The 24,172-nt window shown below is 64.9% G+C and carries 23 protein-coding genes and 1 pseudogene; 4 read left to right on the top strand and 20 right to left on the bottom strand.

Annotated features, from left to right (window positions below):
- Positions 1 to 62: 62 nt before the first annotated feature.
- Both HAP41_RS12605 and HAP41_RS12600 read right to left on the bottom strand, forming a co-directional pair.
- Positions 63 to 848, bottom strand: coding sequence for an ABC transporter permease (locus HAP41_RS12605; RefSeq protein WP_166101605.1), 786 nt, complete (start codon positions 846 to 848; stop codon positions 63 to 65).
- Positions 848 to 1,666 (bottom strand): ABC transporter ATP-binding protein, encoded by an 819-nt coding sequence (locus HAP41_RS12600; protein WP_166101608.1) that lies wholly within the window; start codon positions 1,664 to 1,666, stop codon positions 848 to 850. Before HAP41_RS12600 ends, HAP41_RS12605 begins: the two co-directional genes overlap by 1 nt.
- A gap of 140 nt (positions 1,667 to 1,806) precedes the next feature.
- Between HAP41_RS12600 and HAP41_RS12595 the strand changes: the two genes are divergently transcribed.
- A complete protein-coding gene (locus HAP41_RS12595) occupies positions 1,807 to 2,589 on the top strand; it encodes an ATP-binding cassette domain-containing protein (RefSeq protein WP_166101610.1) in 783 nt (260 codons plus the stop codon).
- A complete protein-coding gene (locus HAP41_RS12590; RefSeq protein ID WP_166101613.1) occupies positions 2,586 to 4,145 on the top strand; it encodes a glycine betaine ABC transporter substrate-binding protein in 1,560 nt (519 codons plus the stop codon). The genes HAP41_RS12595 and HAP41_RS12590 overlap by 4 nt, the downstream gene beginning before the upstream one ends.
- 127 nt (positions 4,146 to 4,272) lie before the next feature.
- On the opposite strand, the gene HAP41_RS12585 is transcribed toward HAP41_RS12590, so the two are convergent.
- Both HAP41_RS12585 and HAP41_RS12580 read right to left on the bottom strand, forming a co-directional pair.
- Positions 4,273 to 5,988: a sulfatase-like hydrolase/transferase gene (locus HAP41_RS12585; RefSeq protein ID WP_166101617.1), complete on the bottom strand. Its 1,716-nt coding sequence runs from the start codon at positions 5,986 to 5,988 to the stop codon at positions 4,273 to 4,275.
- Between the two features lie 336 nt (positions 5,989 to 6,324).
- Positions 6,325 to 6,990, bottom strand: a complete 666-nt coding sequence (locus HAP41_RS12580; protein WP_224580873.1) for a TetR/AcrR family transcriptional regulator — start codon at positions 6,988 to 6,990, stop codon at positions 6,325 to 6,327.
- Positions 6,991 to 7,093: 103 nt separating this feature from the next.
- On the opposite strand from HAP41_RS12580, the gene HAP41_RS12575 reads away from it, so the two are divergent.
- Positions 7,094 to 7,714: a hypothetical protein gene (locus HAP41_RS12575; protein WP_166101622.1), complete on the top strand. Its 621-nt coding sequence runs from the start codon at positions 7,094 to 7,096 to the stop codon at positions 7,712 to 7,714.
- A 7-nt stretch (positions 7,715 to 7,721) separates the two neighbouring features.
- Here the strand turns inward: HAP41_RS12575 and HAP41_RS12570 are convergent, their stop codons facing one another.
- The 9 genes and pseudogenes from HAP41_RS12570 to miaA all read right to left on the bottom strand — a co-directional run bounded on the left by HAP41_RS12570 (position 7,722) and on the right by miaA (position 17,036).
- Positions 7,722 to 8,573: an SDR family oxidoreductase gene (locus HAP41_RS12570; protein ID WP_166101627.1), complete on the bottom strand. Its 852-nt coding sequence runs from the start codon at positions 8,571 to 8,573 to the stop codon at positions 7,722 to 7,724.
- Between the two features lie 472 nt (positions 8,574 to 9,045).
- A complete protein-coding gene (gene ilvC, locus HAP41_RS12565; RefSeq protein WP_063981628.1) occupies positions 9,046 to 10,065 on the bottom strand; it encodes a ketol-acid reductoisomerase in 1,020 nt (339 codons plus the stop codon).
- A 132-nt stretch (positions 10,066 to 10,197) separates the two neighbouring features.
- Positions 10,198 to 10,800 carry a LysE family translocator gene (locus tag HAP41_RS12560; protein ID WP_166101632.1) on the bottom strand — a complete coding sequence of 201 codons (603 nt, stop codon included), beginning with the start codon at positions 10,798 to 10,800 and terminating at the stop codon, positions 10,198 to 10,200.
- A gap of 7 nt (positions 10,801 to 10,807) precedes the next feature.
- Positions 10,808 to 11,683: an EamA family transporter gene (locus tag HAP41_RS12555; protein WP_166101636.1), complete on the bottom strand. Its 876-nt coding sequence runs from the start codon at positions 11,681 to 11,683 to the stop codon at positions 10,808 to 10,810.
- Positions 11,684 to 11,732: 49 nt separating this feature from the next.
- On the bottom strand, positions 11,733 to 12,428 hold the full coding sequence (locus tag HAP41_RS12550) for a class I SAM-dependent methyltransferase (protein WP_063981626.1): 696 nt from the start codon (positions 12,426 to 12,428) through the stop codon (positions 11,733 to 11,735).
- Positions 12,429 to 12,431: 3 nt separating this feature from the next.
- Positions 12,432 to 12,974, bottom strand: a complete 543-nt coding sequence (gene ilvN, locus HAP41_RS12545; RefSeq protein WP_014493064.1) for an acetolactate synthase small subunit — start codon at positions 12,972 to 12,974, stop codon at positions 12,432 to 12,434.
- 23 nt (positions 12,975 to 12,997) lie between these two features.
- A pseudogene (locus HAP41_RS12540) lies at positions 12,998 to 13,970 on the bottom strand (threonine dehydratase).
- 4 nt (positions 13,971 to 13,974) lie between these two features.
- Positions 13,975 to 15,750, bottom strand: coding sequence for an acetolactate synthase 3 large subunit (locus tag HAP41_RS12535; protein ID WP_166101639.1), 1,776 nt, complete (start codon positions 15,748 to 15,750; stop codon positions 13,975 to 13,977).
- A gap of 329 nt (positions 15,751 to 16,079) precedes the next feature.
- Entirely contained in the window at positions 16,080 to 17,036 is a 957-nt protein-coding gene (gene miaA, locus HAP41_RS12530; protein ID WP_166101642.1) for a tRNA (adenosine(37)-N6)-dimethylallyltransferase MiaA, read from the bottom strand.
- Between the two features lie 11 nt (positions 17,037 to 17,047).
- Between miaA and serB the strand changes: the two genes are divergently transcribed.
- Complete coding sequence (gene serB, locus HAP41_RS12525) at positions 17,048 to 17,953, top strand: phosphoserine phosphatase SerB (protein WP_085399727.1); 906 nt, start codon at positions 17,048 to 17,050, stop codon at positions 17,951 to 17,953.
- Between the two features lie 146 nt (positions 17,954 to 18,099).
- On the opposite strand, the gene HAP41_RS12520 is transcribed toward serB, so the two are convergent.
- From HAP41_RS12520 to HAP41_RS12490, 7 genes are all read right to left on the bottom strand, one after another.
- Positions 18,100 to 19,605 (bottom strand): Do family serine endopeptidase, encoded by a 1,506-nt coding sequence (locus HAP41_RS12520; protein WP_166101647.1) that lies wholly within the window; start codon positions 19,603 to 19,605, stop codon positions 18,100 to 18,102.
- Between the two features lie 157 nt (positions 19,606 to 19,762).
- Positions 19,763 to 19,969: a DUF2065 domain-containing protein gene (locus HAP41_RS12515; protein ID WP_025038031.1), complete on the bottom strand. Its 207-nt coding sequence runs from the start codon at positions 19,967 to 19,969 to the stop codon at positions 19,763 to 19,765.
- A gap of 71 nt (positions 19,970 to 20,040) precedes the next feature.
- On the bottom strand, positions 20,041 to 20,937 hold the full coding sequence (gene hflC / locus HAP41_RS12510) for a protease modulator HflC (RefSeq protein WP_063981620.1): 897 nt from the start codon (positions 20,935 to 20,937) through the stop codon (positions 20,041 to 20,043).
- Positions 20,934 to 22,070 (bottom strand): FtsH protease activity modulator HflK, encoded by a 1,137-nt coding sequence (hflK, locus tag HAP41_RS12505; RefSeq protein ID WP_063981619.1) that lies wholly within the window; start codon positions 22,068 to 22,070, stop codon positions 20,934 to 20,936. The genes hflC and hflK overlap by 4 nt, the downstream gene beginning before the upstream one ends.
- A gap of 154 nt (positions 22,071 to 22,224) precedes the next feature.
- Positions 22,225 to 22,734, bottom strand: coding sequence for a dihydrofolate reductase (locus tag HAP41_RS12500; protein WP_166101654.1), 510 nt, complete (start codon positions 22,732 to 22,734; stop codon positions 22,225 to 22,227).
- Entirely contained in the window at positions 22,734 to 23,219 is a 486-nt protein-coding gene (locus HAP41_RS12495; protein WP_166101657.1) for a GNAT family N-acetyltransferase, read from the bottom strand. Before HAP41_RS12495 ends, HAP41_RS12500 begins: the two co-directional genes overlap by 1 nt.
- Before the next feature lie 5 nt (positions 23,220 to 23,224).
- Complete coding sequence (locus HAP41_RS12490; RefSeq protein ID WP_166101661.1) at positions 23,225 to 24,019, bottom strand: thymidylate synthase; 795 nt, start codon at positions 24,017 to 24,019, stop codon at positions 23,225 to 23,227.
- Positions 24,020 to 24,172 lie beyond the last annotated feature (153 nt).

Raw genomic sequence — 24,172 nt, 5'->3', positions numbered from 1 at the left:
ATGGCCGCGCGTTCTATTCCGGGCGGTCAATCACATAAACGTCAGCAGGCAAACGAGGCGGCCTACCCCCGCCCGTCCACGGTCGGCCGCCAGACCAGCAGCCTGCGCTCAACCAGCGTCACCCCGAAGTCGATCAGGATGACGAAGGCCGACAACACGAACATGCCGGCGAACACGCCGGCGACGTCGAAGATGCCTTCGGCCTGCTGGATCAGATAGCCGAGCCCCGCCGCCGATCCCAGGTATTCGCCGACGACGGCGCCGACCACGGCGAAGCCGACCGAGGTGTGCAGCGAGGAGAACATCCACGACAGCGCCGACGGCCAATAGACGTGCTGCATCAGCTGCCGCTCGCTCATGCCGAGCATGCGGCCATTGTCGAGCACGGTGCGGCTGACTTCCTTGACGCCCTGATAGACGTTGAAGAACACGATGAAGAACACCAGCGTCACGCCGAGTGCGACCTTGGACCAGATGCCGAGGCCCAGCCACAGCGCGAAGATCGGCGCAAGCACGACGCGGGGCAGCGCGTTGACCATCTTGACGTAAGGGTCGAACACCGCGGCAACCAGCGGCTGGCGCGCGAACCAGAAGCCGACCAGCACGCCGCCGAGCGATCCGATCACGAACGCCAGAATCGATTCCGTCAACGTGATGCCGAGATGCTTCCAGATCACGCCGGACGAGAACCATTTGACGATCTGGCTGAACACATCGACCGGGTTGGAGAAGAAGAAAGGCGGCAACAGGATTTTTCCGAACACCGGCACGGTCGCAAAGAGCTGCCACAGTGTGAGGCAGACGACGGCGACCAGGACTTGCAGCGCAAGCAGCGTCACGCGCGACATCAGATCGCCTCCGCCGCTTGGGTCGATTGCACGTAGCCCTTCATCACCTCGTCCTTGAGCACGCTCCAGATCTCGCGGTGGAGCGCATGGAACTCCTTGTCCAGCCGCACCTCGAAAATATCGCGCGGGCGCGGCAAGCTCACGCGCCAGTCGCCGATGATGCGCGAGGACGGCCCCGCCGACATGATCACGACGCGGTCGGCGAGCGCGATCGCCTCTTCGAGATCATGGGTCACAAACAGCACGGCCTTGCGGTCGGCATTCCAGAGGTCGAGCAGCAGATTGCCCATGACCTGGCGGGTCTGCGCATCGAGCGGCCCGAACGGCTCGTCCATCAGGAGTATCTTTGGGTCGCGGATCAGCACCTGTGCCAGCGCCACGCGCTTGCGCTGGCCGCCGGAGAGCATGTGCGGATAGCGGTTGGCGAAGGCGCCGAGGCCGACGGAAGTCAGCCATTTTTGCGCGTGTTGCAGTGCCTCGGCGCGGGGCGTGCCCGCGATCTCGAGCCCGATCGCGACATTGTCGAGCGCGGTCTTCCAGGGGAACAGCGCATCGGCCTGGAACAGGTAGCCGGCGTCCCGGTTCAGCCCCGCAAGCGGACGGTCGAATATCTTGATGCTGCCGGCAGCGGGCTTGAGCAGGCCGGCCGCAACGTTGAGCAGGGTCGATTTCCCGCAGCCGGTCGGCCCGACGATGGCGACGAACTCGCCCTGCGCAACCGAAAGATGGGCCTTCTCCACCGCCGTATAGACCCGGTCGTCCCCCAGCCGGAACGCGACTTTGGCGTCTTCCAGCGCCACTGCCGTGGGCGTCGTCATGTGTTCCCTCCGAACTTGGCCCGATGCCTTAGCCGCTCGCGCGGCCAAGTTCAATCGAGCCGCCAAGCGTGCTACGCATGGGTCCTGCCGTGCTCTTACCCTCCCCTGGAGGGGGAGGGTAAGAGAGTGAGCCCCGCCCAATGTCTTCCAGGCCGATGATTGGCTATTCCCACGTCAGCAAGAACTTCGGCTCACTCAAGGCCGTCGACGATGTGTCGCTCGATATCGCCGAGGGCGAATTTCTGGCCATCGTCGGCGGCTCCGGCTCCGGCAAGACCACGCTGCTGCGGCTCGCCAACCGGCTGATCGAGGCCGATGCCGGCACGATCACGGTTGAGGGCGAGGATGTGCAAACCGTCGATCCGGTCGCGCTGCGGCGCCGGATCGGCTACGTCTTCCAGAGCGGCGGGCTGTTTCCGCATCTGAGCGTCGCCGACAATATCGGGATCACGCCAAGGCTGCTGGGCGCACCGGCAGCGGACATCACCGCGCGGGTCGACGAGCTGCTCGAGCTCGTGCAACTCGACCGTCGCGCGCATCGCGATCGCCTGCCCGAGGCGCTCTCCGGCGGCCAGCGCCAGCGCGTCGGGGTGGCGCGGGCGCTCGCGGCGCGGCCCCGCATCGTGCTGATGGACGAGCCGTTCGGCGCGCTCGATCCCCTCACCCGCGATGCGCTCGGCGAGGATTTTCGCGAGCTGCATCGCAAGCTCGGCCTGACCACCGTCATGATCACCCATGACATGACGGAGGCGATCCTGCTCGCCGACCGCATCGCGGTGATGCGCGGCGGACAAATGCTGGCGCAGGGCACGCCCGCGGAACTCTCGAACAGCAGCGACGCCTATGTGCTGGAGCTGCTGCGCACGCCGCGGCGCCAGGTCGAGCGGCTGAACGCACTGCTGCCGCAGAGCGGTGCGGCATGAGCCTGTTCGCCGATCCGCGCTGGGGCGAGGCGCTGTCGCATCTGCCCGACTATCTCGGCAACCATGTTCGGGTCAGCCTCGCCGCGCTCGCGCTTGGCCTCGCCGTCAGCCTGCCGCTGGCGATCCTGACGCGCAACCGCCCGGCCCCGCGCGCCGTCCTGCTCGCGCTCGCAAGCATCGTGCAGACGGTGCCCGGCTTGGCACTGCTCGCGCTGTTCTATCCGCTGCTGCTGCTGGTCGCGTCCTTGACACTCGCCTGGTTCGGAATCTCCTTCTCGGCTTTCGGCTTCCTGCCGGCGATGCTGGCGCTCGCGCTCTATTCGATGCTGCCGGTGCTGCGCAACGGTATCACGGGCCTCAACGGCATCGATCCCGCGCTGATCGAAGCCGCCAAAGGCGTCGGCATGACCGCGCGGCAGTCGCTCATCATGGTCGAGTTGCCGCTGGCGCTGCCGGTGATGATGGCCGGCATCCGCACCGCGGCGGTGTGGGTGATCGGCACCGCGACCCTGTCAACGCCGATCGGGCAGACCAGCCTCGGCAATTACATTTTTGCCGGGCTTCAGACCCAGAACTGGGTGTTCGTGCTGTTCGGCTGCTTTGCCTCGGCCCTGCTCGCGCTCGCCGTCGATCAGCTGCTCGGCCTGATCGAGAGCGGCTTGCGCCACCGCAGCCGCCTGCCTGCCGCGCTCGGCGGCATCGGGATCGCGGCGCTGGTCCTCGCAACGCTGGTGCCGACGATGGGACGCTCGTCGCAGAGCTATGTCGTCGGCGCCAAGACGTTCGCCGAGCAATATGTGCTGTCGGCCCTGCTGAGGGACCGCCTCCAGGCCGCCGACCTCTCCGCGACCGCACGGTCGGGTCTCGGCTCCAGCGTGATCTTCGAGGCGCTCAAGGCCGGCGACATCGATCTCTATGTCGATTATTCGGGTACGTTGTGGGCCAACCAGCTGCACCGCACGGACATCAAGCCGCGCGCGGAGTTGTTGGCGGAGCTCAAGACAGCGCTCGCGAAGGACCATATCACCCTGCTCGGCGAGCTTGGCTTCGAGAACGCCTATGCGCTGGTGATGCCGAAGAAGCGCGCCGAAGCGCTCGGCATCCGCACCATCGCCGATCTCGCCGCGCATGCACCGGCGCTGTCCATCGCCGGCGACTACGAATTCTTCTCGCGCCCCGAATGGGCAGCGCTGCAAAAATCCTATGCCCTCTCGTTCCGCGCCCAGCGCCAGATGCAGCCGGATTTCATGTATGCGGCCGTCGCCAGCGGCGAGGTCGACGTGATCGCCGGCTACACCAGCGACGGACTGATCGCGAAATACGATCTGGTCGTGCTGGACGATCCCAGGCACGCGATCCCGCCCTACGACGCGATCCTGCTGCTGGCGCCGAAGCGGGCCGGCGATGAGCGACTACAGGCCGCGCTCAAGCCGCTGCTTGGCAAGATCGACATCGCCACAATGCGCGAGGCCAATTTGCGCGCCAGCGGCAACGACGCGAATTCATCGCCGGATGCGGTGGCGAAGTGGCTTTGGGAGAACGTGGGCAAGCGGTAGGCCCGGATTTCGTAGGGGGGGCAAAGGCGCGTAAGCGCCGTGCCCACCGTCTCTCAACACGCGCAACAGGATGGTGGGCACGCTTCGCTTTGCCACCCTACGATCTGGGTCTGCGTAGCGATCAGCGCTACAGCCCCCGGATGATCCCGGCATTGATCAGGAGGCGGTTCAACCGCCGCGCCTCGGCGCCGTCCTTGCAGCCGTAGAAGATGCCTTTGCAGCGGAGCATGATCTGCTTCTGCTCGGCAAAGGAGGGATCGAGCGGAATGCCGGCGGCTTCCTGGATCACCAGCGGGAGATAGGGGCCGTCGACCGTGTCCATCACGGCCTCGCTCTTCACCGGCTCGAAATTGATGGCGTCGATCGCGTAATAGGTCGCGTAGAGACGCGGGTCGTAAGCGTCGAGCTTCTTGCCGAGGGCACCCTCGTCGAGCCCGGGCTCGAGGAGGTTCGGCGCAAACTCAGGCTGGTGATCGCCGTAGCGCACGATCAGGAAGGGCTCGCCGGGAAAATTCTTCTTCAGCCCCGCGACAAACGCTCTGTACTGCTCAGCGCTCATCGCCTGCCGGCGCAGATATTCGTCGATGGACGCCACATTATTGCCCGGCGCGCGCCAGTTCGGCAGTAGGTCGGGGCGGAAGCGCGTCTCCCAGGGGAAATGATTGGCGCCGAGATAGATGAAGGTGAACAGCGGCTTGTTCGGCGGCTGCTGGCCCATCAGCTGGAGCGCCTTGTCGTAGAAAAAGGAGTCCGGCTCTACGTCCTTGGCGCCGAGATCCTTCGAGTCGAGGAAGCGTTCGACGCCCGTCGTCACCTGAAAGCTGCGCGCGCCCATGAAGCCGCCATAGGCGGGATAGAGCGATAACGTGTCATAGCCGCAGCGGCGCAGCGCCAGCGGGAGGCCCCGCTCGACGCGGTTTGAGGCGATGCGCGTCACGAAATAAGCGAAGCGGCCGAACGAGCGCGAGGAGAGGCCAGCGAGCACGTTGTATTCGGTGAACCAGCTCGGCCCGCCATTGCTCTCGGCAAGGAACGTGCGCTGCTTGCCGTCAAAGGATTTGAAATGATCGCCATAGCGCGGCGGCACCTTGATGCCCTGGGCGGCGCGGATGTCGAAGCTCGATTCATCATGGACCATGATGATGTTCGGCCGGCGGCCCGCGGGGTGGCAGGCATCCACCAGCGGCATGTTGAGCCGCTCGTTGGTCGAGGCGGCCGACTCCATGAAGCCGTATTGCGCGAAGTCGGAAACCGCGCTGACGCCGGAGCGGAAGAATTTCGAGAGATAGCCGTCGTCGTAATAGCCGCGCCAGGCCTCGTCTGGATGATAGAGCGAATAGCCGACCAGTGCGGCAAGACAGGCGAGCGTGGACGCGAACGCCGGCAGGCGGCGGATGCGAAACGGATCGAGCCACCACAGCGCATACATCAGCGGCAGCGTGACGAGGCCGGCCCCGATCACCGACCAGCGCAAGTTCGGGAAGATCGTGAACAGGAACGCCACGGTGTCGCGGTCGATCATCATCAGGTCGATGAAGTTGACCGTCATCTGCACGACGTCGTGCTTGAGCCGCGACAGCAGCACCAGCACGACGACCATGGTCAGCGACAGCGCGCCCGACAATGCCGGCCGCCGCAAGAGCGTGATCCAGAAGAAATTGAGGATGCCCCAGGCGAGCACGAACGAAAGCCGCGAACCCAAATCGGTCTCGGTCTCGTACATCAGCGCGAGGGCGGCAAGATGCGGCGCGGCAACCGCAAGCAGGCGCCATATGCCGAGCGCGGCAACGCTCGCCAGCACGGCGGTGGTGGCAGAAGGACCTGGATTCGGCGCGGACGCCATCGACGGCACGCAACTTCTGGTCCGGCGCGATGAATACCCAGCCGTCGGACCGGCCTGCGGCGTTCGGCGCAGCCGGAAGCCTGCACCGTGTCATAAAACTGTAATTGAATGGTCACGGACAAGCAACGCGTGTCGCGGTCCGACCTTCGCTTAATGTTAGTAGGCGGCGAACAGCCGCACGGCCAACTCCATCCCTCACCCTGAGGAGCCTGCGAAGCAGGCGTCTCGAAGGGCGAGGCCCGGATTGGCAGCCGGGACTTTCATGGATCTCGCGGCGATGCGAAGCATCGTCCGCAGACGGCGCTATGCGCCTCCTCACCATGAGGGTCAGTCAGGTCAGGAGCCGCGGCCCGACTTCGCGATCCCCGCGATAAACAGGTCGATCACCCCTTCCGCCATCCGCTCGGTCTCGCCCTCCTCCACCCCCCAGCGCGGAAAGTGGCCGTCGAGGTTCATCCGGGCAAAGCCGTAGACCAGGGCGCGGCCGGCGATCTGGATTCGCTTGAGGTCGGCCGACCGCAGCAGGCCCTGCTCCGCCGCGTCTGCCACCATCCGTTCGGTCAGAGCGATCAGCTCGGCATTGTCGCGTGTCAACTCCGCGGAGCTGCCATGGGCGAAGTAGCGCCCCGTGGAGATGATCTCGAAATGCGCGGGGTTGCGCATCGCCCAGCGCAGGTAGGCGAGCCCGAAGGCGCGGAAGCGGCCGAGCGGGTCGGTGGCCGGCGCCTGGTCCAGCGCCACCTCGATCTCGGCTCGAAAGCGCCGCTGCGCCTCCCCGGCCACCGCCGCCATCAGCGCGTCGCGGTTGGGGAAGTGCCGGAACGGCGCCCCCGGCGAAACCGCGGTCCGGCGTGCGGCCTCGCGCACCGAGACTTCGGCACCCTCCGCCGCCAGTTGCAACGCAGCATCGATCAGCACGCGGCGGAGGTCACCGTGATGATAGGGCCGGGCTTCCGGCGTTTGGCGGCGGGTGCGCGGCTTGGACGGCTGTCGGGCGGGCATGGCGCTTCCTAGCATCACCCAAACGATGTAAGCACTGATTACACCGTTGACGATTTCGCCAACCTGAAATGTAATCGATGCTTACATTAGGGAGGAGACCGCCATGTCACAACGCCAAAACTGGTTCGAGGGCTGGCGGCTGCTCGCCGTGCTCACCCTGAGCCTGATCGCGCTCAGCCTGTGGATCGCGTCGATGCGGCAGTTCGAGGTCGAGGGCGTACGGATGGTGATCCGTTTCACCGCGCGAAGCTCGCTGCTGCTGTTCTGCCTTGCCTTCAGTGCTGCGGCGCTCGCACGGCTGTGGCCTAACGCCTGGACCCGCTGGCAGCGCCGCAACCGTCGCGATCTGGGCCTGAGCTTTGCGGCCTCCCACGCCATCCACGCAGGCGCGATCGTTGCCTTCGCCAAAATGGACCCGGCCGGCTTTGTGGAGGCCACCTCGGCCGCCTCCTACATCTTCGGCGGCATCGGCTATGCATTCATCATCGCCATGAGCGCGACCTCGTTCGACCGCACCGCCGCGCTGCTCGGACCGCAGGCCTGGCGCGTGCTGCACCTCGTGGGCGGCTATTACCTCTGGTTCCAGTTCATGGTGTCGTTCGGCAAGCGCGTGCCGGCGATGCCGCTCTATGCCGCCTTCCTTATTCCGCTACTCGCCGTGATGGCGCTGCGGCTGATCGCGATGGCCGCCCACCCCCGACGACGGACGGCCGAAGCGAGCTGAACGTCGATCAGCCCTGCGGCAGGAACCCCAGGCGCTTGGCGATGATGCGATCGACCGTCCGTTTCGGCAGCAATGCGCCGATCAGATGGCGCAGCGGGTCCGGTGTGATCTGGTAACGCACCTTGGGGCTCGCGGCGGTCAGCGCCTCGAACACGATTTCGGCGATCCGCTCGGCCGGCAGCCCCTTCGCACCGAGGTCCATCATGAACGCCATGACCTTGTTCAGCGCCGGCAGATAGGGCGAGTTCTGATAGACGGAGAGATCGATCTCTTCGGCCTTGCTCCAGATCGGCGTCTTCACTGCGCCCGGGGCGACGATGATGACGTCGATCCCGAACAGCATCAGCTCACGCCGCAGGCTCTCCGACAGCCCTTCGATGGCGTGCTTGGAGGTGCAGTAAGGCGCCGACAGCGGATTGCCGTTCTTGCCGGCGACCGAGCTGATCATCACGATCCGCCCCTTCGGCCCCTTCAGCGATGGGTCCGCGCCGAGCAGCGGCCCGAAGGCTTGCGTCGCGATGACCGGGCCGATGACGTTGATGTCCATCTGGCGGCGGAAATCGTCGACCGACAATTCCAGGACCGGCCCCGCGACCGCAATGCCGGCATTGTTGACGAGCCCCGCCAGCGTGTCGCCAGCCAGCGCCTCGCGAACCTGGCGCGCAGCGGCGAGCACGGCGGCCTCGTCGGTAACTTCGAACAGGAGCGGCGTGAAGTTCGCGCCGAACTCACCCCTGAGCCGGTCGGCGTCGGCCTGCTTGCGGACGCTGCCGAAGACGCCGTAGCCGCGCCCGATCAGAAATTTCGCACTGGCCCAGCCGATGCCGGTGGACGCGCCGGTGATGACGACAGATCGCATAGACCCCTCCCCTCAAGTTCCCGCGATCATGGAGAGAAGGATGTGTCAGCGCAATGCCACCCAACGCTCAAAGGGACGTCGCGGGTGTCGATTCTTAAGATGAAGCGGCGCGCGAGCTTCGCGACATGAGATTGAGTGCGCCCTGAAGATGCGGATGAAGAGTCGAATCCTTGACTCTGAAGACGCTGGGGTTTTGGCGATCGCGAGCTTTTGGAGAAGTCATGAAAACGACGCGAGACCAAGAATGTGGTTTAAGCGTCAGTTCTTCGTGCTCAGAGGGCACGTCAGCTCGCGAAGAATTTGAATGAAGCAGCAATGCTTCGCGCGAGATGAAAGGAGCGAGACCGCCGTTCGCGATCTCGCTCCGATGTAGTCGAGAAGGTTTAAAATTTGGTTTGGCGAGCGAAGCTTGTGTTTCGCTCGTCATTCCGGGGCGCGACGAAGTCGCGAACCCGGAATGACGGCGCAGCCGTCAGTTCTTGCTCTTGTCGACCAGCGCGCCCTTCTTGATCCAGGGCATCATGTCGCGCAGTTTCGCGCCGACTTCCTCGATCGGATGCGCGGCGAGCTTGGCGCGGGTCGCCTTGAACGAGGTCTGGTTGACCTTGTTCTCGAGCATCCAGTCGCGGGCGAACTTGCCGCCCTGGATGTCGGCGAGAACGCGCTTCATCTCGGCCTTGGTCTCCGCCGTGACGATGCGCGGACCGGTGACGTACTCGCCGTACTCCGCGGTGTTGGAGATCGAGTAGTTCATGTTGGCGATGCCGCCTTCATAGATCAGGTCGACGATCAGCTTCACTTCGTGCAGGCACTCGAAATAGGCCATCTCCGGGGCGTAACCGGCTTCGACCAGGGTCTCGTAGCCGGCCTTGATCAGCTCGACCAAGCCGCCGCAGAGCACGACCTGCTCGCCGAACAGGTCGGTCTCGCACTCTTCCTTGAAGGTGGTCTCGATGATGCCGGCACGACCGCCGCCGACGGCGGAGGCGTAGGAGAGGCCGAGGTCATGGGCGTTGCCCGAGACGTCCTTGGCGATCGCGATCAGGCAGGGCACGCCGCCGCCGCGCTGATATTCCGAACGCACCGTGTGGCCGGGGCCCTTCGGCGCGATCATGAGCACGTCGAGGTCGGCGCGCGGGTCGAGCAGGTTGAAGTGGACGTTGAGGCCGTGCGCGAACACGAGGGCGGCGCCCTTCTTCATGTTGTCGTGCAGGTGCTCACGATAAATGTCGCCCTGGAGCTCGTCCGGGGTCAGCATCATGACGAGGTCGGCCCATTTGGCGGCGTCGGCGACTTCCATCACCTTGAAGCCGGCGGCTTCCGCCTTCTTGACCGAGCCCGAGTCCTTGCGCAGCGCAATGGCGACTTCCTTGACGCCGGAGTCCTTGAGGTTGAGCGCATGGGCGTGGCCCTGGCTGCCATAGCCGACGATGGCGACCTTCTTGCCCTTGATCAGGTTCAGGTCGGCGTCGCGATCGTAATAAACACGCATAGTCGTTTCCTCGTTCAGGGCCAGAATCGGCCAAAGGTCAGTGTCCGAAGGGTGAAATTTGCGGATTTCGGGGGCTGTCTAGAGCATTTTCAGCCCCTAGGGAAACCCGTTTCTGCATGGAAATCCGCGACATCATGCATCCATGAAAACGGGGTAGAGGGAGGCGAGCAGCAGGAGCGCCATCACGATATTGAAGGCGCGGACCAGCCGCTCCGAGGTCAGTACCGGTCGTAGTGCAGTGCCGAACAGGGCCCAGACCACCGTCGAGACCGTGCCGACGAGCAGGCTGATTACGGTCTGGATCGCGATGTTGATCGGGAACTGGGCAATCGCCGCATAGGCGGTGATGGTGCCGATCACGATGACCCAGCCCTTGGCGTTGATCCACTGGAACATCGCCGCGCCCCAGAAGGTCATCGGGCCACGGCCGTCCTCCTCGCCCGGCTTGGCCGGACCCGAGAAGGCGATCACCGCGGCGAGGTAAATCAAGTAGGCGGCGCCGGCATATTTCAGGATGGTCTGGAGGATCGGATAGGCCAGAAACACAGTGCCGAGCCCGAGGCCAACGGCGCCGACCATGAAGGCGAAGCCGATCGTGATGCCGGCGATATGCGGGATGGTGCGGCGGAAGCCGTAAGTCAGTCCCGACGACAGCAGCATGATGTTGTTCGGCCCCGGCGTGAAGAACATGACGAGGGCGAAGATGATGAAGGCATAGAGCAGCGACTGGGACATGCTCACCTCACGCGGTCTTCGGCAGCGGCTGCGGGCGTCTCGCCAGCACCATCACCGCGATGCCGCCGATGACCGTCAGCATCCCGGCCAGCCGCAACGGTCCGAATTTCTCGCCAAACACGATGCTGGAAGCAGCCGAGCCGACGAACGGCACCAGCAGCGCGAACGGCACCACTTGAGCGGCTGGATAATCACGCAGCAGCCGGCCCCACAGCCAATAGGCGATGCTGGTCGAGATGGCGCCGATCGCCAGCAGGCAGACGAGGCCAGTCGGCGACATATGGATCAGCGACTGGAAGGTCGGCGCCGGCCCGTTGACGACCAGCGCCAGCGCGAACAGTGGCACGGCGGCGGTGAGGCAGAGCCAGGCGAACAGGTCGAACATCGGCGCGCCACGGGCGCCGCGCAGCAGGAGATTGCCGACGGCAAAGCAAATCGGGGCGATCATCAGCACCGCGAAGGCACCAACGCTGAAATCGTAACCGACGGTACCGCAGATCAAGAGCAGGCCGACTGCGGCGACGACGATGCCAAGCGTCTGCACCGGCGTCGGCCGCTCGCCGAATGCGATCGCGGCAAAGCCGATGGTGAACAGCGCCTGGCTCTGCACGACGACAGAGGTGAGCCCCACCGGCACACCACGCGCGATGCCATAGGCCTGGCTCAGGAACTGGCCCAGGAACAGCGTGAAGCTGATCGCGATCAGCAGCGACCAGGCGATCTTCGGCTTGGGAATGAACAGGCACGGCACCGCGGCAATGGTGAAGCGCATCGCCGTCATCAGCTCCGGCGAAAATTCGTCGAGCGCGATCCGGCTCGCCACGAAGGCAAGCCCCCAGATGACCGCCACCAGAATGGCGATGAGGATATCGGCCGGCTTCATTGTTGTTCTCGGTTCTGCTTTGTCGTGCAGCCCTGTTTGTTGTTCTGTTCTAGCCTTGCTCGCCGGCTTTCGCTTTCCGCAGCAGATAAGTGCCGTGCATGGGCGCGTGGTAGTCGACAGAGACCAGCGTGAAGCCGACATCGGTCAGCATCCGCTCCATCACCCAGCCGAAGGTGGAATATTCGTCGCGCATGTGCGTGACGACGCTTTCGCGCGAAAAATCGTGGTTCTTGATATGGAAGTCGGCCCATTGCTCGACGTCGCGCTCGATGGCATCGGGCATCGAGGCGTAGACGATGTCGCGCAGATAGAAGCTCGCGCCCGGCTTCAATGCACGGTAGATCCGCGACATCGCCACCGCCTTCCAGAAATCCGGCAGATGGTGCAGCGTGAACTCGCTGACGATCAGATCGTAGGATTCCGGGCGGTAGGCGAAGCTGAGCAAGCCGGCGGACTGTGTGCGCACGGGCGCCTTACGGTCGCGGGCGTAGATCTCGGCGAGCGCCAGCATCGCCGGCGAGATATCGATGGCGTCCACCTCGGCACCCATCAGCGCCGCTTCGGTCGCGAGCACGCCGTTGCCACAGCCGATATCCGCGATGCGCCAGCCGCGCTGCACCCCGAGCATTTTCAGCGCGGCGCGCGCCCGCAGATCGGCATCGTCATGGGCGTCGTAGATCGAGGCCACTGCGGGCTCGATCCCCATCCGGTTGCGCTCGTTATAGTACCAGTCGCGCGCCAGCATGGCTCACATCCCCTCAGGCCCGCGGCCAATCGCGGCAACGCCGGTGCGCGACACCTCGACAAGGCCGAGCGGGCGCATCAGGTCGATAAACTGGTTGATCTTGTCCGTATTGCCTGTGATCTCGAACACAAAGCTCTCGGTGGTGGCGTCGATCACGCGAGCGCGGAACGCATCCGCCAGCCGCAGCGCCTCGACACGATGCTCGCCCTGCCCGCGCACCTTCACCATCGCAAGCTCGCGCTCGATCGAGCGCTTGGTCAGGGTCATATCGACGACGCGATAGACCGGGATCATGCGGTCAAGCTGGTGCTTGATCTGCTCGATCACCATCGGCGTTCCCGTGGTGACGATGGTGATGCGCGACAGATGCTTCTGGCTCTCGGTCTCCGAGACGGTGAGACTCTCGATGTTGTAGCCGCGCCCGGAGAACAGCCCGATAACGCGCGCAAGCACGCCCGGCTCGTTCTGCACGAGCACCGAGAGCGTATGCGTCTCGTTGGGATCGTGGCGGTCCTCGATGAAATAGGCGGATGCCGGCTGGTTCATGGTCGTCCCCTCTTGTCTCTCCGTCACGCCATCGCTGGCGCCTCTGCCCCGACCCAACTGCGGAACAGATCGAAATCGATATTGCCGCCGGACAGCACGAGACCGACGCGCTTGCCTGACAGCTTGTTCTTTTCCTGAAGCGCCGCAGCGAGCGCGGCGGCGCCCGCCGCCTTCGGCGAGATTGTGCGTGTCGGTCCAGTAGGCGCGGATCGCGGCGGCGACCTCGTCGTCGGAAACCTGCACGATGCGCGCGGCACCCTTGCGGATCAGCGCGAACGCGTCTGCGTCGGGAATGCGCGTTGCCATGCCGTCGGCCAGCGTGTTGCTGGTCTTCGTCGTCACGACCTTGCCGGCCGCGAACGACAGCGCGTAGGACGGCGCTTCGGTCGACTGCACGCCGACGATCTCGGTCTTCAGGCCGAGCAGGTCACGCGCCATGATGCAGCCGGAGATGCCAGAGCCCTGCCCGATCGGCACATAGAGAACATCGAGATCCGGCGCCGTCCGGAACAGTTCGAGCGCATAGGTGGCGACGCCGAGCACGAGATCCGGATGGAACGACGGCACCATGTGCAGGCCGGTAAATTGGGCGCGCCGCTGCGCCTCTTCGGCGGCCGCCTGAAAGTCCTCGCCATGCTCGACGAGCTCGGCGCCAAACGCCTTCATCGCGCGGTTCTTCTCGACCGAGTTGCCGCGCGGCACGTAAATCACTGCCGGCACGCCGTGGCGGCTCGCGGCAAAGGCCAGGCTCTGGCCGTGATTGCCGCGCGTCGCCGAGATGATGCCGGGAATGTTCGGCCGCTCGCGCTTCAGCCGTTCGAGATAGACGAGACCGCCGCGCACCTTGAAGGCGCCGATCGGCGTATGGTTCTCGTGCTTGACGATGACCTGCGTCCCGAGGCGCTCGGCGAGGAGCGGCCAGCCGCGTGCCGGCGTCGCCGGCACCGCCTGCCCCACGATCGCATGTGCGCGCTCGAGCTCCGTCAAGTCGAACATGACGTCACACCAGCGCCTTGCCGCCGGCGAACGCCTTTGCCGTGGCCTCGTCGTTCGCCTGCTCGGGCAACAGCATCTCGTTGTGCGCCTTGCCGGAGGGGATCATCGGGAAGCAGTTTTCCAGCGCGGCGACGCGGCAATCGAACAGCACCGGACGCTTGACCGAGATCATCTCCTGGATGGCGCCGTCGAGATCGGACGGCTTGTGCACCTGGATGCCGACGCCGCCATAGGCTTCTGCGAGCTTGACGAAATCCGGCAGCGCCTCGGAGTAGGAATGCGACAGCCGGTTGCCATGGAGCAGTTGCTGCCACTGCCGCACCATGCCCATGTACTGGTTGTTCAGGATGAAGATCTTGATCGGCAGCTCGTACTGCACCGCCGTCGACATCTCCTGCATCGTCATCTGCACCGAGGCATCGCCCGCGATGTCGATGACGAGGCTGTCGGGATGGGCAACCTGCACGCCGACCGCGGCCGGCAGGCCGTAGCCCATGGTGCCGAGACCGCCGGACGTCATCCAGCGATGCGGCTCCTCGAAGCCGAAGAACTGCGCCGCCCACATCTGGTGCTGGCCGACCTCGGTGGTGATGTAGGTGTCCTTGCCGCGCGTCGCCTCGAACAGGCTCTGGATCGCGTGCTGCGGCAGGATGACGTCGTTGCTCTTTTTGTAATAGAGCGAGTTGCGGGCGCGCCATTGCGCGATCTGCTGCCACCACGCCTTGATGTCGGGCTTCTTCGCCTCCGCCTTGAACACCTGGAGGATATCGCCGAGGATGTTGCTGCAGTCGCCGATGATCGGCACGTCGACCCGGATGTTCTTGTTGATCGAGGACGGGTCGATGTCGATATGGATCTTCTTCGAGCCCGGCGAGAACGCATCGACGCGACCGGTGATGCGGTCGTCGAAGCGCGCGCCGACGCACAGCATGACGTCGCAATCATGCATGGTCATGTTGGCTTCATAGGTGCCGTGCATGCCGAGCATGCCGAGCCAGTTCTTGCCCGACGCCGGATAGGCACCCAGGCCCATCAGCGTGGAGGTGATCGGGAAGCCGGTGACCTCGACCAGCTCGCGCAGGAGCTTGGTCGCCTCGGGGCCGGAATTGATGACGCCGCCACCGCTGTAAATCACCGGACGCTTGGCGTTGGCGAGCAGCGACACGGCCTTGCGGATCTGCGTCGCGTCGCCCTTCACGCGCGGCGCGTAGGAGCGGTGCACGTCCGACTTGCGCTGCGGATGATAGGTGCCGGTCGCGAACTGCACGTCCTTGGGCACGTCGACGAGCACCGGGCCGGGACGGCCGGAGGTCGCGACATAGAAGGCCTCGTGCAGCACCTTGGCGAGATCGTTGACGTCGCGCACCAGCCAATTGTGCTTGGTGCAGGGCCGCGTGATGCCGACCGTGTCGCACTCCTGGAACGCGTCGTTGCCGATCAGATGCGTCGGCACCTGGCCGGAGATGCAGACCAGCGGGATCGAGTCCATCAGCGCGTCGGTCAGCGGCGTCACCATGTTGGTGGCGCCGGGACCGGAGGTCACCAGCGCAACGCCCGGCTTGCCGGTCGAGCGCGCATAGCCCTCGGCGGCGTGGCCCGCGCCCTGCTCGTGGCGGACCAGGATGTGCTGGACCTCGCTCTGCTGGAAGATCTCGTCATAGATCGGAAGCACGGCGCCACCGGGATAGCCGAAAATGTCGGTCACGCCATGATCGATGAGCGCGCGAACGATCATCGCGGCGCCGGTCATCTGGTTCGGATCGTGGCTCTTGTCGCTCATTGTCTTGCTCCGGATGCGCTGTTGTCAGCGGCTTCGTTCGTGTCGGGTTCGGGAAATAAAAAAGGCCCCGAAGAGGGCCCATGCACACCGCCTGTCTTGTGGATGGCAGCTAGCCACCCCCGGCGGTGTGCCTGGGTACGACGGCGATAAGGAGTTTGGTAATAATGTTACGCATGGCAGGTGCCCGGCTTCCCAAAGGTTGCGCGAAACATAACGGTCAAAGCCCGGATGTCAAGGCAATGCGACCGCTCCCGCGCGATTTTGGCAATGTAGCGGTGTTCCCAGGGTTCGGCGAGAGGTAAATTCGGGAACCCGGGTACAAAAGCGCGTCAGCCGGGGTCTCGGGCCGCATTCACGATGGCGGCAAGCCACCCCCTCGCCTCCTCCGGCTTCACCCATTCGAATTCGGGCAATTGGTGCCGGAACCAGGTGAATTGCCGCTTGGCGTAGTGGCGGGTGTCGGCGCGACCGATCGTGGCCGCCTCGTCCAGGCCGAACTCACCGCGCAGATGCCGGATCAGGGCCGGCACGCCATGGGCTTTCATCGCCGGCAGCAGCGGATCGAGATGTCTGGCGGCGAGCCACTCCACCTCCCTCAACGCGCCGGCACCGAGCATGGCATCGAAACGGGCATCGATGCGGGCATAGAGCTCGTCGCGCTCGGGCGCGAGAAACACCGCGCGAAAACTGTCCTTGGGCAGCAGCGGCGGCTGGCCTTCATGGTGCCAGTCGAGCAGCGAACGGCCCGTCGCTTCGACCACTTCGAGAGCGCGCGCGATCCGGGTGCGGTCGCGCAGGTTCAATCGTTCCGCAGCGCGCGGATCACGGCGTGCAAGTTCCTCATGCAGCGCCTCGACGCCGTTCCGCTCCAGCCGCGCGCGCACGTCGTCGCGGACTTCGGCGGGGATCGGCGGCACCACCGAGAGGCCCGCCGTCAGCGCCTTGAAATAAAGGCCCGTGCCGCCGATGAAGATCGGCAGGCGGCCTGCGGCTTTCGCCTCTTCCAGCGCCTTCGTCGCGTCGACCACCCATGCGCCGGCCGAGAAATTCACGGCCGCATCGACGTGGCCGTAGAGACGGTGCGGCGCGCGTCCTTCCTCGCCATGTGTGGGGCGCGCGGTGATGATGCGGAGGTCACGATAGACCTGCATGGAATCGGCATTGATGACGATTCCGCCCGTACTCAGGGCAAGCTCGAGCGCCAGCGCCGACTTGCCGCTGGCGGTCGGGCCTGCGATAAGCACGGCCTTGCCAACATGTCTTCTGCTGACTTGTCCCTCGCTCACGAAAACCTCAAATGTCCCTCGTCGCCACGCTGATCTGCAATCCCGACAATCCCGCGCTCGACAGCACCATCGTCGACGGCGCCCGCGCCGTGCTGCCCCAGGCGCAACCTGCGCACTGGCTGTTCGACGGGGTTGCGGTCGACATTCCCTTCGGCGCGCAGGATAACCTCCAAGGCGACCGTCACGCCATCGAACAGCGGTTGCGCGAGCTTCGCGGCGACCTTCCCATCGACATCGTGGTGCAGCCAGTCGGCTTCCGGCGCAAGAAGCTTTTTCTCGCCGACATGGATTCCACCATGATCGGCCAGGAATGCATCGACGAGCTCGCCGATCTCGTCGGGATGAAGGCCCACGTGGCGGCCATCACGGAACGCGCGATGCGCGGCGAGATCGAGTTCGAGCCGGCGCTGCGCGAGCGCGTCGCGCTGCTGAAGGACCTTCCCGCCAGCGTGGTCGACGAGGTGCTGGCCAAGCGCATCACGTTGACGCCGGGCGGCCGCGAACTGGTCGCGACCATGCGCGCCCATGGCGCCTATACCTGTCTCGTCTCCGGCGGCTTCACGCTGTTCACGCGCGCGGTCGCCGCCAAGATCGGCTTCCAGGAGAACCGCGCCAACGAGCTCGTCGTCCGCGACGGCAAGTTCACCGGCGAGGTCAAGGAGCCGATTTTGGGCCGCGCGGCAAAGCTTGCGACGCTGGTGGACCTGATGGAGTCGTTCGATCTCGACGACATCGACTCCGTCGTGGTCGGCGATGGCGCCAACGATCTCGCGATGATCCAGGCGGCGGGACTGGGCGTGGCGTATCACGCCAAGCCAGCGGTCGCGGCTGCGGCCGCCGCGCGGATCGACCATGGCGATCTCACCGCGCTGCTCTACGCGCAGGGGTATCGGCGGGACGAGTTCGTGGAGGCTTAGCCTCTCCCGTCGTCAGCACTTGCGGCACGCCCAGCGGCCGCAGGGTGGGCAAAGGCGCACTTGCGCCGTGCCCACCACTCTTGTCGCGATGGTGGAAAGATGGTGGGCACGCTTCGCTTTGCCCACCCTACTGGATTGAACCGCGACTACTGCACGCTCAGCGCCACAAACCTCAGCTCGCCGTCGGCGTTGGAGACGAGCAGCAGCACGGACTTCTTGCCGTCCTTCTTGAGCTGGTCGACCCGCTTCTGGATGTCGGCGCCGCTCGACACCGCCTCCTGCGCAACCTCGACGATGACGTCGCCGGCGGAGAGGCGCTTCTCGGCAGCGTCCGAATTGGCGTCGACATTGGTGACGACCACGCCCTTGACGCTGTCCTTGATCTTGTAGCGCGTGCGCAAATCCTTGCTGAGCGCGGCAAGATCGAGACCGAGCGCCTTCTGCGTCACCGGCTTCTCGGGCGCCGGCTCGTCGGTCTTCACCGCGGCCTGCACCTTGTCGGGATCCTGGAGACGGCCGAGCGTGACCTTCTTGGTCTCCTCCTGGCCCTTGCGGATGATGACGACATCGACTTCCTTGCCGACCGCCGTGTCGGCGACGACGCGGGAGAGATCCTTGGGATCCTTGACGTCCTTGCCGTCGAACTTGACGACGACGTCGCCGGGCTCGATGCCGGCGGGCTTGGCCGGGCCCTTGTCATCGACGCCGGCGACCAGCGCGCCGCGCGCGGGCTTGATGTTGAGGCTCTCGGCGATCTCGTCGGTGACGCTCTGGATGCGCACGCCGAGCCAGCCGCGGCGCAGTTCGCCGAACTGGCGGAGCTGATCGACCACGGCGACAACCGTCTTCGAGGGCACGGCAAAGCCGATGCCGATCGAGCCGCCGGAGGGCGAGATGATCAGCGTGTTGACGCCGATGACGTCGCCATCGAGGTTGAACAGCGGACCGCCGGAATTGCCGCGGTTGATGGAGGCGTCGGTCTGGATGTAGCTGTCATACGGCCCCGAGGAGATGTCGCGGTTCTTGGCCGAGACGATACCGGCCGTCACCGTGCCGCCGAGGCTGAACGGATTGCCGATCGCGATCACCCAGTCGCCGAGGCGCAGCTTGTCGGAGTCGCCGAACTTTACGGCCACCAGCGGCTTCGGCGGCTTGATCTTCAGCACGGCGAGATCGGTCTTCTTGTCGACACCAACCAGGTCGGCCTTGATCTTGGTGCCGTCGTTGAGGATGACGTTGATCTCGTCGGCGTCCGCGATGACGTGGTTGTTGGTGACAACGACGCCAGCGGTGTCGATGATGAAGCCGGAGCCGAGCGAGTTGGTCTTGCGGGGCGGGTTGTCACCGCGCTCGCCGCCCTTGCCGCCGCCGCCGGGGCCGCGGCGGTTCTTGAAGAAGTCGTCGAAGAACTCCTCGAAGGGCGAGCCGGGCGGCAGTTGCGGCATGGTGTTGCTGCCGCCGCCGCCGCCCTTGGCTTCGACGGTCTGCGAGGTCGAGATGTTGACGACCGCGTCGATCACCTTCTCGGCGACGTCGGCGATCCCGTCCGGGCCACGCGCAAGGGCCGGCGTGCCGAACGCGCTGAATGCACTGACGGCGAGCGCGGCCAGCCCTAAGCGCAAGCGGGTCGGGGCAATGGTGGCAGCGGTCATTGGTATCTCCAGAGAAAAGGATCAGGCCCCAAGGATTCGCCTCCAAGACTGCGCTCGAACGGGGGGACGGCGCAAGCGCGGAGCTTAACGGGCCTCAAGACCCGGATAATACGGCGAAAACCAGTCTCTCGCCTTCACTTTGGCGTTGGCGTGACGCCTAAATCGGACGGCGCATAACCCAGATCAAGACCAGGCCGGCCACGGCCGAACCGATCCCAACCGCCCGCAGGATATTGTCCGGCGTGGCGATCGCGCTTTTCATGGCCTTGCGCATCCAGTTCGGACTTGCCGCGAACATCAAGCCTTCCAGCACGAACAGGATGCCTAAGCCGATGAGGAAGTCGGCGAACGCAATGGACCTCATCGGAATGGAACCTCCCGTAGTGCTGTTCTTGTCTGGACGAAGGGCGGCAGAACTGCCGCCCTCTGTCTAGCTCACGGCTTCGCCGGCGTCTCGGTCGCCGTCTTGCCGGACGGGTTACCAAAGAACCGGAAGAAATCCGAGTCCGGCCGCAGCAGGAAGCGGGTGTCGTTCGCGCGCAGCCCGTTCTCATAGGCTGTCATCGACCGGTAGAAGGCGAAGAAGTCGGCGTCCTTGCCGTAGGCTTCCGCGAACAGGCGGTTGCGCTCGGCGTCGCCGACGCCGCGGATCTGCTCGGCCTGCGATTTGGCTTCCGCCTCGATCACGGTCGCCTCGCGGTCGGCCTTGGAGCGGATCTCCTGTGCCTTCTGGCCGCCCTGCGCACGGAACTCGGCGGCTTCGCGCTCGCGCTCGGTCTTCATGCGCTGGTAGACCGCCTGGCTGTTCTGCTCCGGCAGGTCGGCGCGGCGGATCCGGACGTCGACGACCTGGATACCGTAGCCGTCGGCCTCGCGATCGAGCTGGTCGCGGATGCGCTGCATCAGCTTCTCGCGGTCGTCGCGCACCACGTTGATGAAGGTGACCTCGCCGAGCACGCGGCGCAGCGCCGCGTTCAGGAGCGTGGTGAGCTGGATGTTGGCGGCCTGGATCGAGCCGACGCTCTGGTAGAAGCGCAGCGCGTCCTTGATGCGGTAACGCGCGAAGGCGTCGACCACGAGCCGCTTCTGGTCGGACGCGATCGCTTCCTGCGACGGGTTCTCCAGATCGAGGATCCGCTTGTCGATGTTGATCACCGAATTCCACGGCGCCTTGAAGTGCAGGCCGGGCGCGGTGACGACGTCGACGGGACGGCCGAACTGCAGCACGATGGTCTGCTCGGTCTGTTGCACCGTGAACAGCGACATGTAGCCGACGATCACGACGAGCAGGAGGGCGAGCAGCGTGACGATACCTGTGACCGGAGACCTCATCGGTTGCCTCCGCTCGACTGCTGACCGGTGGTAGGCGGCCGCTTGGTTGTCAACTCACTGAGCGGCAGATAGGGCACGACGCCCTGGCCCGAGGGGCCGCCGTCATAGACGAGCTTGTCGGCGCCGCCGAGCACGCGCTCCATCGTCTCCAGATAGATCCGTTCACGCGTCACGTCGGGCGCCTTCTTGTATTCCTCGTAAACCTTCAGGAAGCGCGAGCTCTGGCCCTTGGCCTCGGCGACCGTCTGCTCCCTGTAGCCTTCGGCGGCCTGCGTGATCTGCGCCGCACGTCCGCGTGCCTGCGGCACGACCTGGTTGGCGTAGGTCTGCGCCTCGTTCTGCAATTGCTCGAGATTGGCGCGCGCCGCCTGGACGTCGCGGAACGCGTCGATCACCTGCGCCGGCGGGTCGACCTTCTGCATCTGCACCTGGCTGATGAGAATACCAGCGCCGTAGCTGTCCAGGGTCCTCTGGATCAACTCCTGCACGCCCTGTTCGGTAACGTTGCGCGCACCGGTCAGGATCGGCTGGATCTGCGAGCGGCCGATCACCTCGCGCATCGCGCTCTCGGAGACCGCCTTCACGGTGCCTTCGGGATTCTGGATGTTAAAGAGGAAGTCGCCGACGCCGTCCGGCTTGATGCGCCAGAGCACGGTGAAGTCGACGTCGACGATATTCTCGTCGCCGGTCAGCATCAGGCTCTCTTCCGGCACGTCACGAATGGAGCGGCCGCGCCGCGCCGGATCGTCGATCAGCGTCATGCCTATGGAGATCGTGTTGACGCGCAACGCCTTCGGCAGCAGCACGGTTTCGATCGGATAGGGCAGATGATAGTTCAGACCCGGCTGCACGGTGCGGACATGCTTGCCGAAGCGCAGCACGACGCCGAGCTCTTCGGATTGCACCCGGAAGAAGCCCGACAGCAGCCAGAACGCGATGATGAGCAGGACGATCAGCGTGATGCCGATGCCGGAGAAATAGCCGCCCGGCATGATCTGCTGGAGGCGGTCCTGGCCGCGCCGCAGAAGGTCTTCCAGATCCGGCGGCCTTGGCCCGACCGGTTGCGGGCCGTTGCCCCATGGTCCCTTCGGACCCGAGCCCCATGGGCCACCGCCCTGATTCTTCCACGGCATTCGACGCTCTCCTCGGCAGGGTGAAAATCGCCCCCGCCCGCTTTGTCCGGTCCGGCTTTATAGGGGACAGGCAAGTCCCTTACAACGCGGCCCGGGCTGTCCTTCGAGCTATGCTCGGGCACGAAAAAGTCAATGTAAACATTGACGAATGCGGTTAATTGCCCGCCCGCCGACGATATGTCACATAGGAGTAGTCGGCGCTGTCGTCGGGTCCGGCAGGATGCCGGATGCGCTCAACCTCATCCCACTCTGCCTTGTCGATGTCGAAATGCGTGTCGCCTTCGGGGCGCGCATGCACTTCGGTGATTTCGAGGCGATCGGCGCGATCGAGCCATTGCCGGTAGATCTCGGCGCCACCGATCACCGCGATCTCGGCGACCGAACGCCGCAGGGCATCGCCAAGCGCAACCGCGCCCGCATCGGCAGCCGATGTCGTGACGATGGCGCCATTGGCGCGATAATCCGCATCGCGCGTGATGACGATGTTGGTACGGCCAGGAAGCGGCCGGCGCAGGGTTTCGAAGGTCTTGCGGCCCATGATCACGGGCTTGCCGATCGTGAGCGCCTTGAAGCGCGCCATATCGGATTTCAATCGCCACGGGAACCCGTTGCCGGCGCCGATGACGCCGTTCTCCGCGATCGCTACGACGAAGATGATCTCCATCAGGACGCGCTCCCTGCAAGTCGTGTCAGCGCGGGGCCGGTGACGCGGCACAGCGTCCAGTCGTCCATCATGACGGCGCCGAGCGATTTGTAGAACGCGATCGACGGCGCGTTCCAGTCGAGCACCGCCCATTGCAGCCGCGACCAGCCGTTGTCGACGCACTCCCTGGCGAGATAGACCAGCAGCGCCTTGCCGAGGCCCTTGCCCCGATGCGACGGCCGCACATAGAGATCTTCGAGATAGATGCCGCGACGGCCGCTGAAAGTGGAGAAATTGACGAACCAGACCGCAAAGCCGACGGGCTCGCCGTTCCACTCGGCAATGGCGCAATAGAGCTGCGGACGCTCGCCGAACAGCGCTTCCGCAATCATCGCCTCGGTCGCCTCGACTTCGTGCGAAAGCTTTTCGTATTCGGCAAGCTCGCGGATGAGAGCAAGAACCAGCCCGGCTTCACCGGCGCGCACGCGGCGGATGGTCAACGACATCTGCGTTAGACCGCGACTTCCGCCTTGATGTGCGGATGCGGGTCGTAGCCGACGAGCTCGAAATCCTCGTAGCGGAAGGAGAAGATGTCCTTCACATCGGGATTGATCCGCATCACCGGCAGCGTCCGCGGCGCGCGCGTGAGCTGGAGCCGCGCCTGCTCCAGGTGATTGGAATAGAGATGGGTGTCGCCGAGCGAGTGAACGAAGTCGCCGGGCTTCAACCCCGTGACCTGTGCGACCATCATCGTGAGCAGCGCATAGGATGCGATGTTGAAGGGTACACCGAGGAAGACATCGGCCGAGCGCTGATAGAGCTGGCAGGACAATTTGCCGTTGGCGACATAGAACTGGAACAGCAGGTGGCAGGGCGGCAGCGCCATCTTCTCGACGTCGGCGGGATTCCAGGCGGTGACGATCAGCCGGCGCGAGTCCGGGGTGCGCTTGATCATGTCGATGACATTGGCAATCTGGTCGATGCTGCGCCCGTCGGCCGTGGGCCAGGAACGCCATTGATGGCCGTAGACCGGCCCGAGATCGCCATTGGCATCGGCCCACTCGTCCCAGATGGTGACGCCGTTGTCGCGCAGATATTTGATGTTGGTGTCGCCCTTCAGGAACCACAACAGCTCATGCACGATCGCCTTCAGCGGCAGCCGCTTGGTGGTCAGCATCGGGAAGCCGGCAGACAGGTTGAAGCGCATCTGATGGCCGAACACCGACAGCGTGCCGGTACCGGTCCGGTCGGTCTTCTCGGCGCCGTCTGAAAGAATCCGCTCGAGCAGGTCCTGATACTGGTGCATGTGCCATTGAGCCTTTGGGGAGGCGGCGAACTTAACGGCGCGCCCCGCGCTACGACAGCAGCGATTCGCTGTTTAAGCCCATTATACCCCGAAAAGTGACTATTCCCGGTGCAAACAACGAGGGGCGGAACTTGCGTCCCGCCCCTCGCCTAT

Origin of the sequence: Bradyrhizobium barranii subsp. apii (assembly GCF_011516635.5) — a bacterium.
Lineage (GTDB): Bacteria > Pseudomonadota > Alphaproteobacteria > Rhizobiales > Xanthobacteraceae > Bradyrhizobium > Bradyrhizobium barranii.
The sequence above is the reverse complement of the archived record's forward strand: the minus strand, read 5'-3'. Positions and strand labels throughout refer to the sequence as shown.

Excerpts from the sequence above, each read along its gene's own strand:
- HAP41_RS12605 (WP_166101605.1), bottom strand. The coding sequence starts at position 848 with ATGTCGCGCGTGACGCTGCTTGCGCTGCAAGTCCTGGTCGCCGTCGTC.
- HAP41_RS12600 (WP_166101608.1), bottom strand. The coding sequence starts at position 1,666 with ATGACGACGCCCACGGCAGTGGCGCTGGAAGACGCCAAAGTCGCGTTC.
- HAP41_RS12595 (WP_166101610.1), top strand. The coding sequence starts at position 1,807 with ATGTCTTCCAGGCCGATGATTGGCTATTCCCACGTCAGCAAGAACTTC.
- HAP41_RS12590 (WP_166101613.1), top strand. The coding sequence starts at position 2,586 with ATGAGCCTGTTCGCCGATCCGCGCTGGGGCGAGGCGCTGTCGCATCTG.
- HAP41_RS12585 (WP_166101617.1), bottom strand. The coding sequence starts at position 5,988 with ATGGCGTCCGCGCCGAATCCAGGTCCTTCTGCCACCACCGCCGTGCTG.
- HAP41_RS12580 (WP_224580873.1), bottom strand. The coding sequence starts at position 6,990 with ATGCCCGCCCGACAGCCGTCCAAGCCGCGCACCCGCCGCCAAACGCCG.
- HAP41_RS12575 (WP_166101622.1), top strand. The coding sequence starts at position 7,094 with ATGTCACAACGCCAAAACTGGTTCGAGGGCTGGCGGCTGCTCGCCGTG.
- HAP41_RS12570 (WP_166101627.1), bottom strand. The coding sequence starts at position 8,573 with ATGCGATCTGTCGTCATCACCGGCGCGTCCACCGGCATCGGCTGGGCC.
- ilvC (WP_063981628.1), bottom strand. The coding sequence starts at position 10,065 with ATGCGTGTTTATTACGATCGCGACGCCGACCTGAACCTGATCAAGGGC.
- HAP41_RS12560 (WP_166101632.1), bottom strand. The coding sequence starts at position 10,800 with ATGTCCCAGTCGCTGCTCTATGCCTTCATCATCTTCGCCCTCGTCATG.
- HAP41_RS12555 (WP_166101636.1), bottom strand. The coding sequence starts at position 11,683 with ATGAAGCCGGCCGATATCCTCATCGCCATTCTGGTGGCGGTCATCTGG.
- HAP41_RS12550 (WP_063981626.1), bottom strand. The coding sequence starts at position 12,428 with ATGCTGGCGCGCGACTGGTACTATAACGAGCGCAACCGGATGGGGATC.
- ilvN (WP_014493064.1), bottom strand. The coding sequence starts at position 12,974 with ATGAACCAGCCGGCATCCGCCTATTTCATCGAGGACCGCCACGATCCC.
- HAP41_RS12535 (WP_166101639.1), bottom strand. The coding sequence starts at position 15,750 with ATGAGCGACAAGAGCCACGATCCGAACCAGATGACCGGCGCCGCGATG.
- serB (WP_085399727.1), top strand. The coding sequence starts at position 17,048 with ATGTCCCTCGTCGCCACGCTGATCTGCAATCCCGACAATCCCGCGCTC.
- HAP41_RS12520 (WP_166101647.1), bottom strand. The coding sequence starts at position 19,605 with ATGACCGCTGCCACCATTGCCCCGACCCGCTTGCGCTTAGGGCTGGCC.
- HAP41_RS12515 (WP_025038031.1), bottom strand. The coding sequence starts at position 19,969 with ATGAGGTCCATTGCGTTCGCCGACTTCCTCATCGGCTTAGGCATCCTG.
- hflC (WP_063981620.1), bottom strand. The coding sequence starts at position 20,937 with ATGAGGTCTCCGGTCACAGGTATCGTCACGCTGCTCGCCCTCCTGCTC.
- hflK (WP_063981619.1), bottom strand. The coding sequence starts at position 22,070 with ATGCCGTGGAAGAATCAGGGCGGTGGCCCATGGGGCTCGGGTCCGAAG.
- HAP41_RS12500 (WP_166101654.1), bottom strand. The coding sequence starts at position 22,734 with ATGGAGATCATCTTCGTCGTAGCGATCGCGGAGAACGGCGTCATCGGC.
- HAP41_RS12495 (WP_166101657.1), bottom strand. The coding sequence starts at position 23,219 with ATGTCGTTGACCATCCGCCGCGTGCGCGCCGGTGAAGCCGGGCTGGTT.
- HAP41_RS12490 (WP_166101661.1), bottom strand. The coding sequence starts at position 24,019 with ATGCACCAGTATCAGGACCTGCTCGAGCGGATTCTTTCAGACGGCGCC.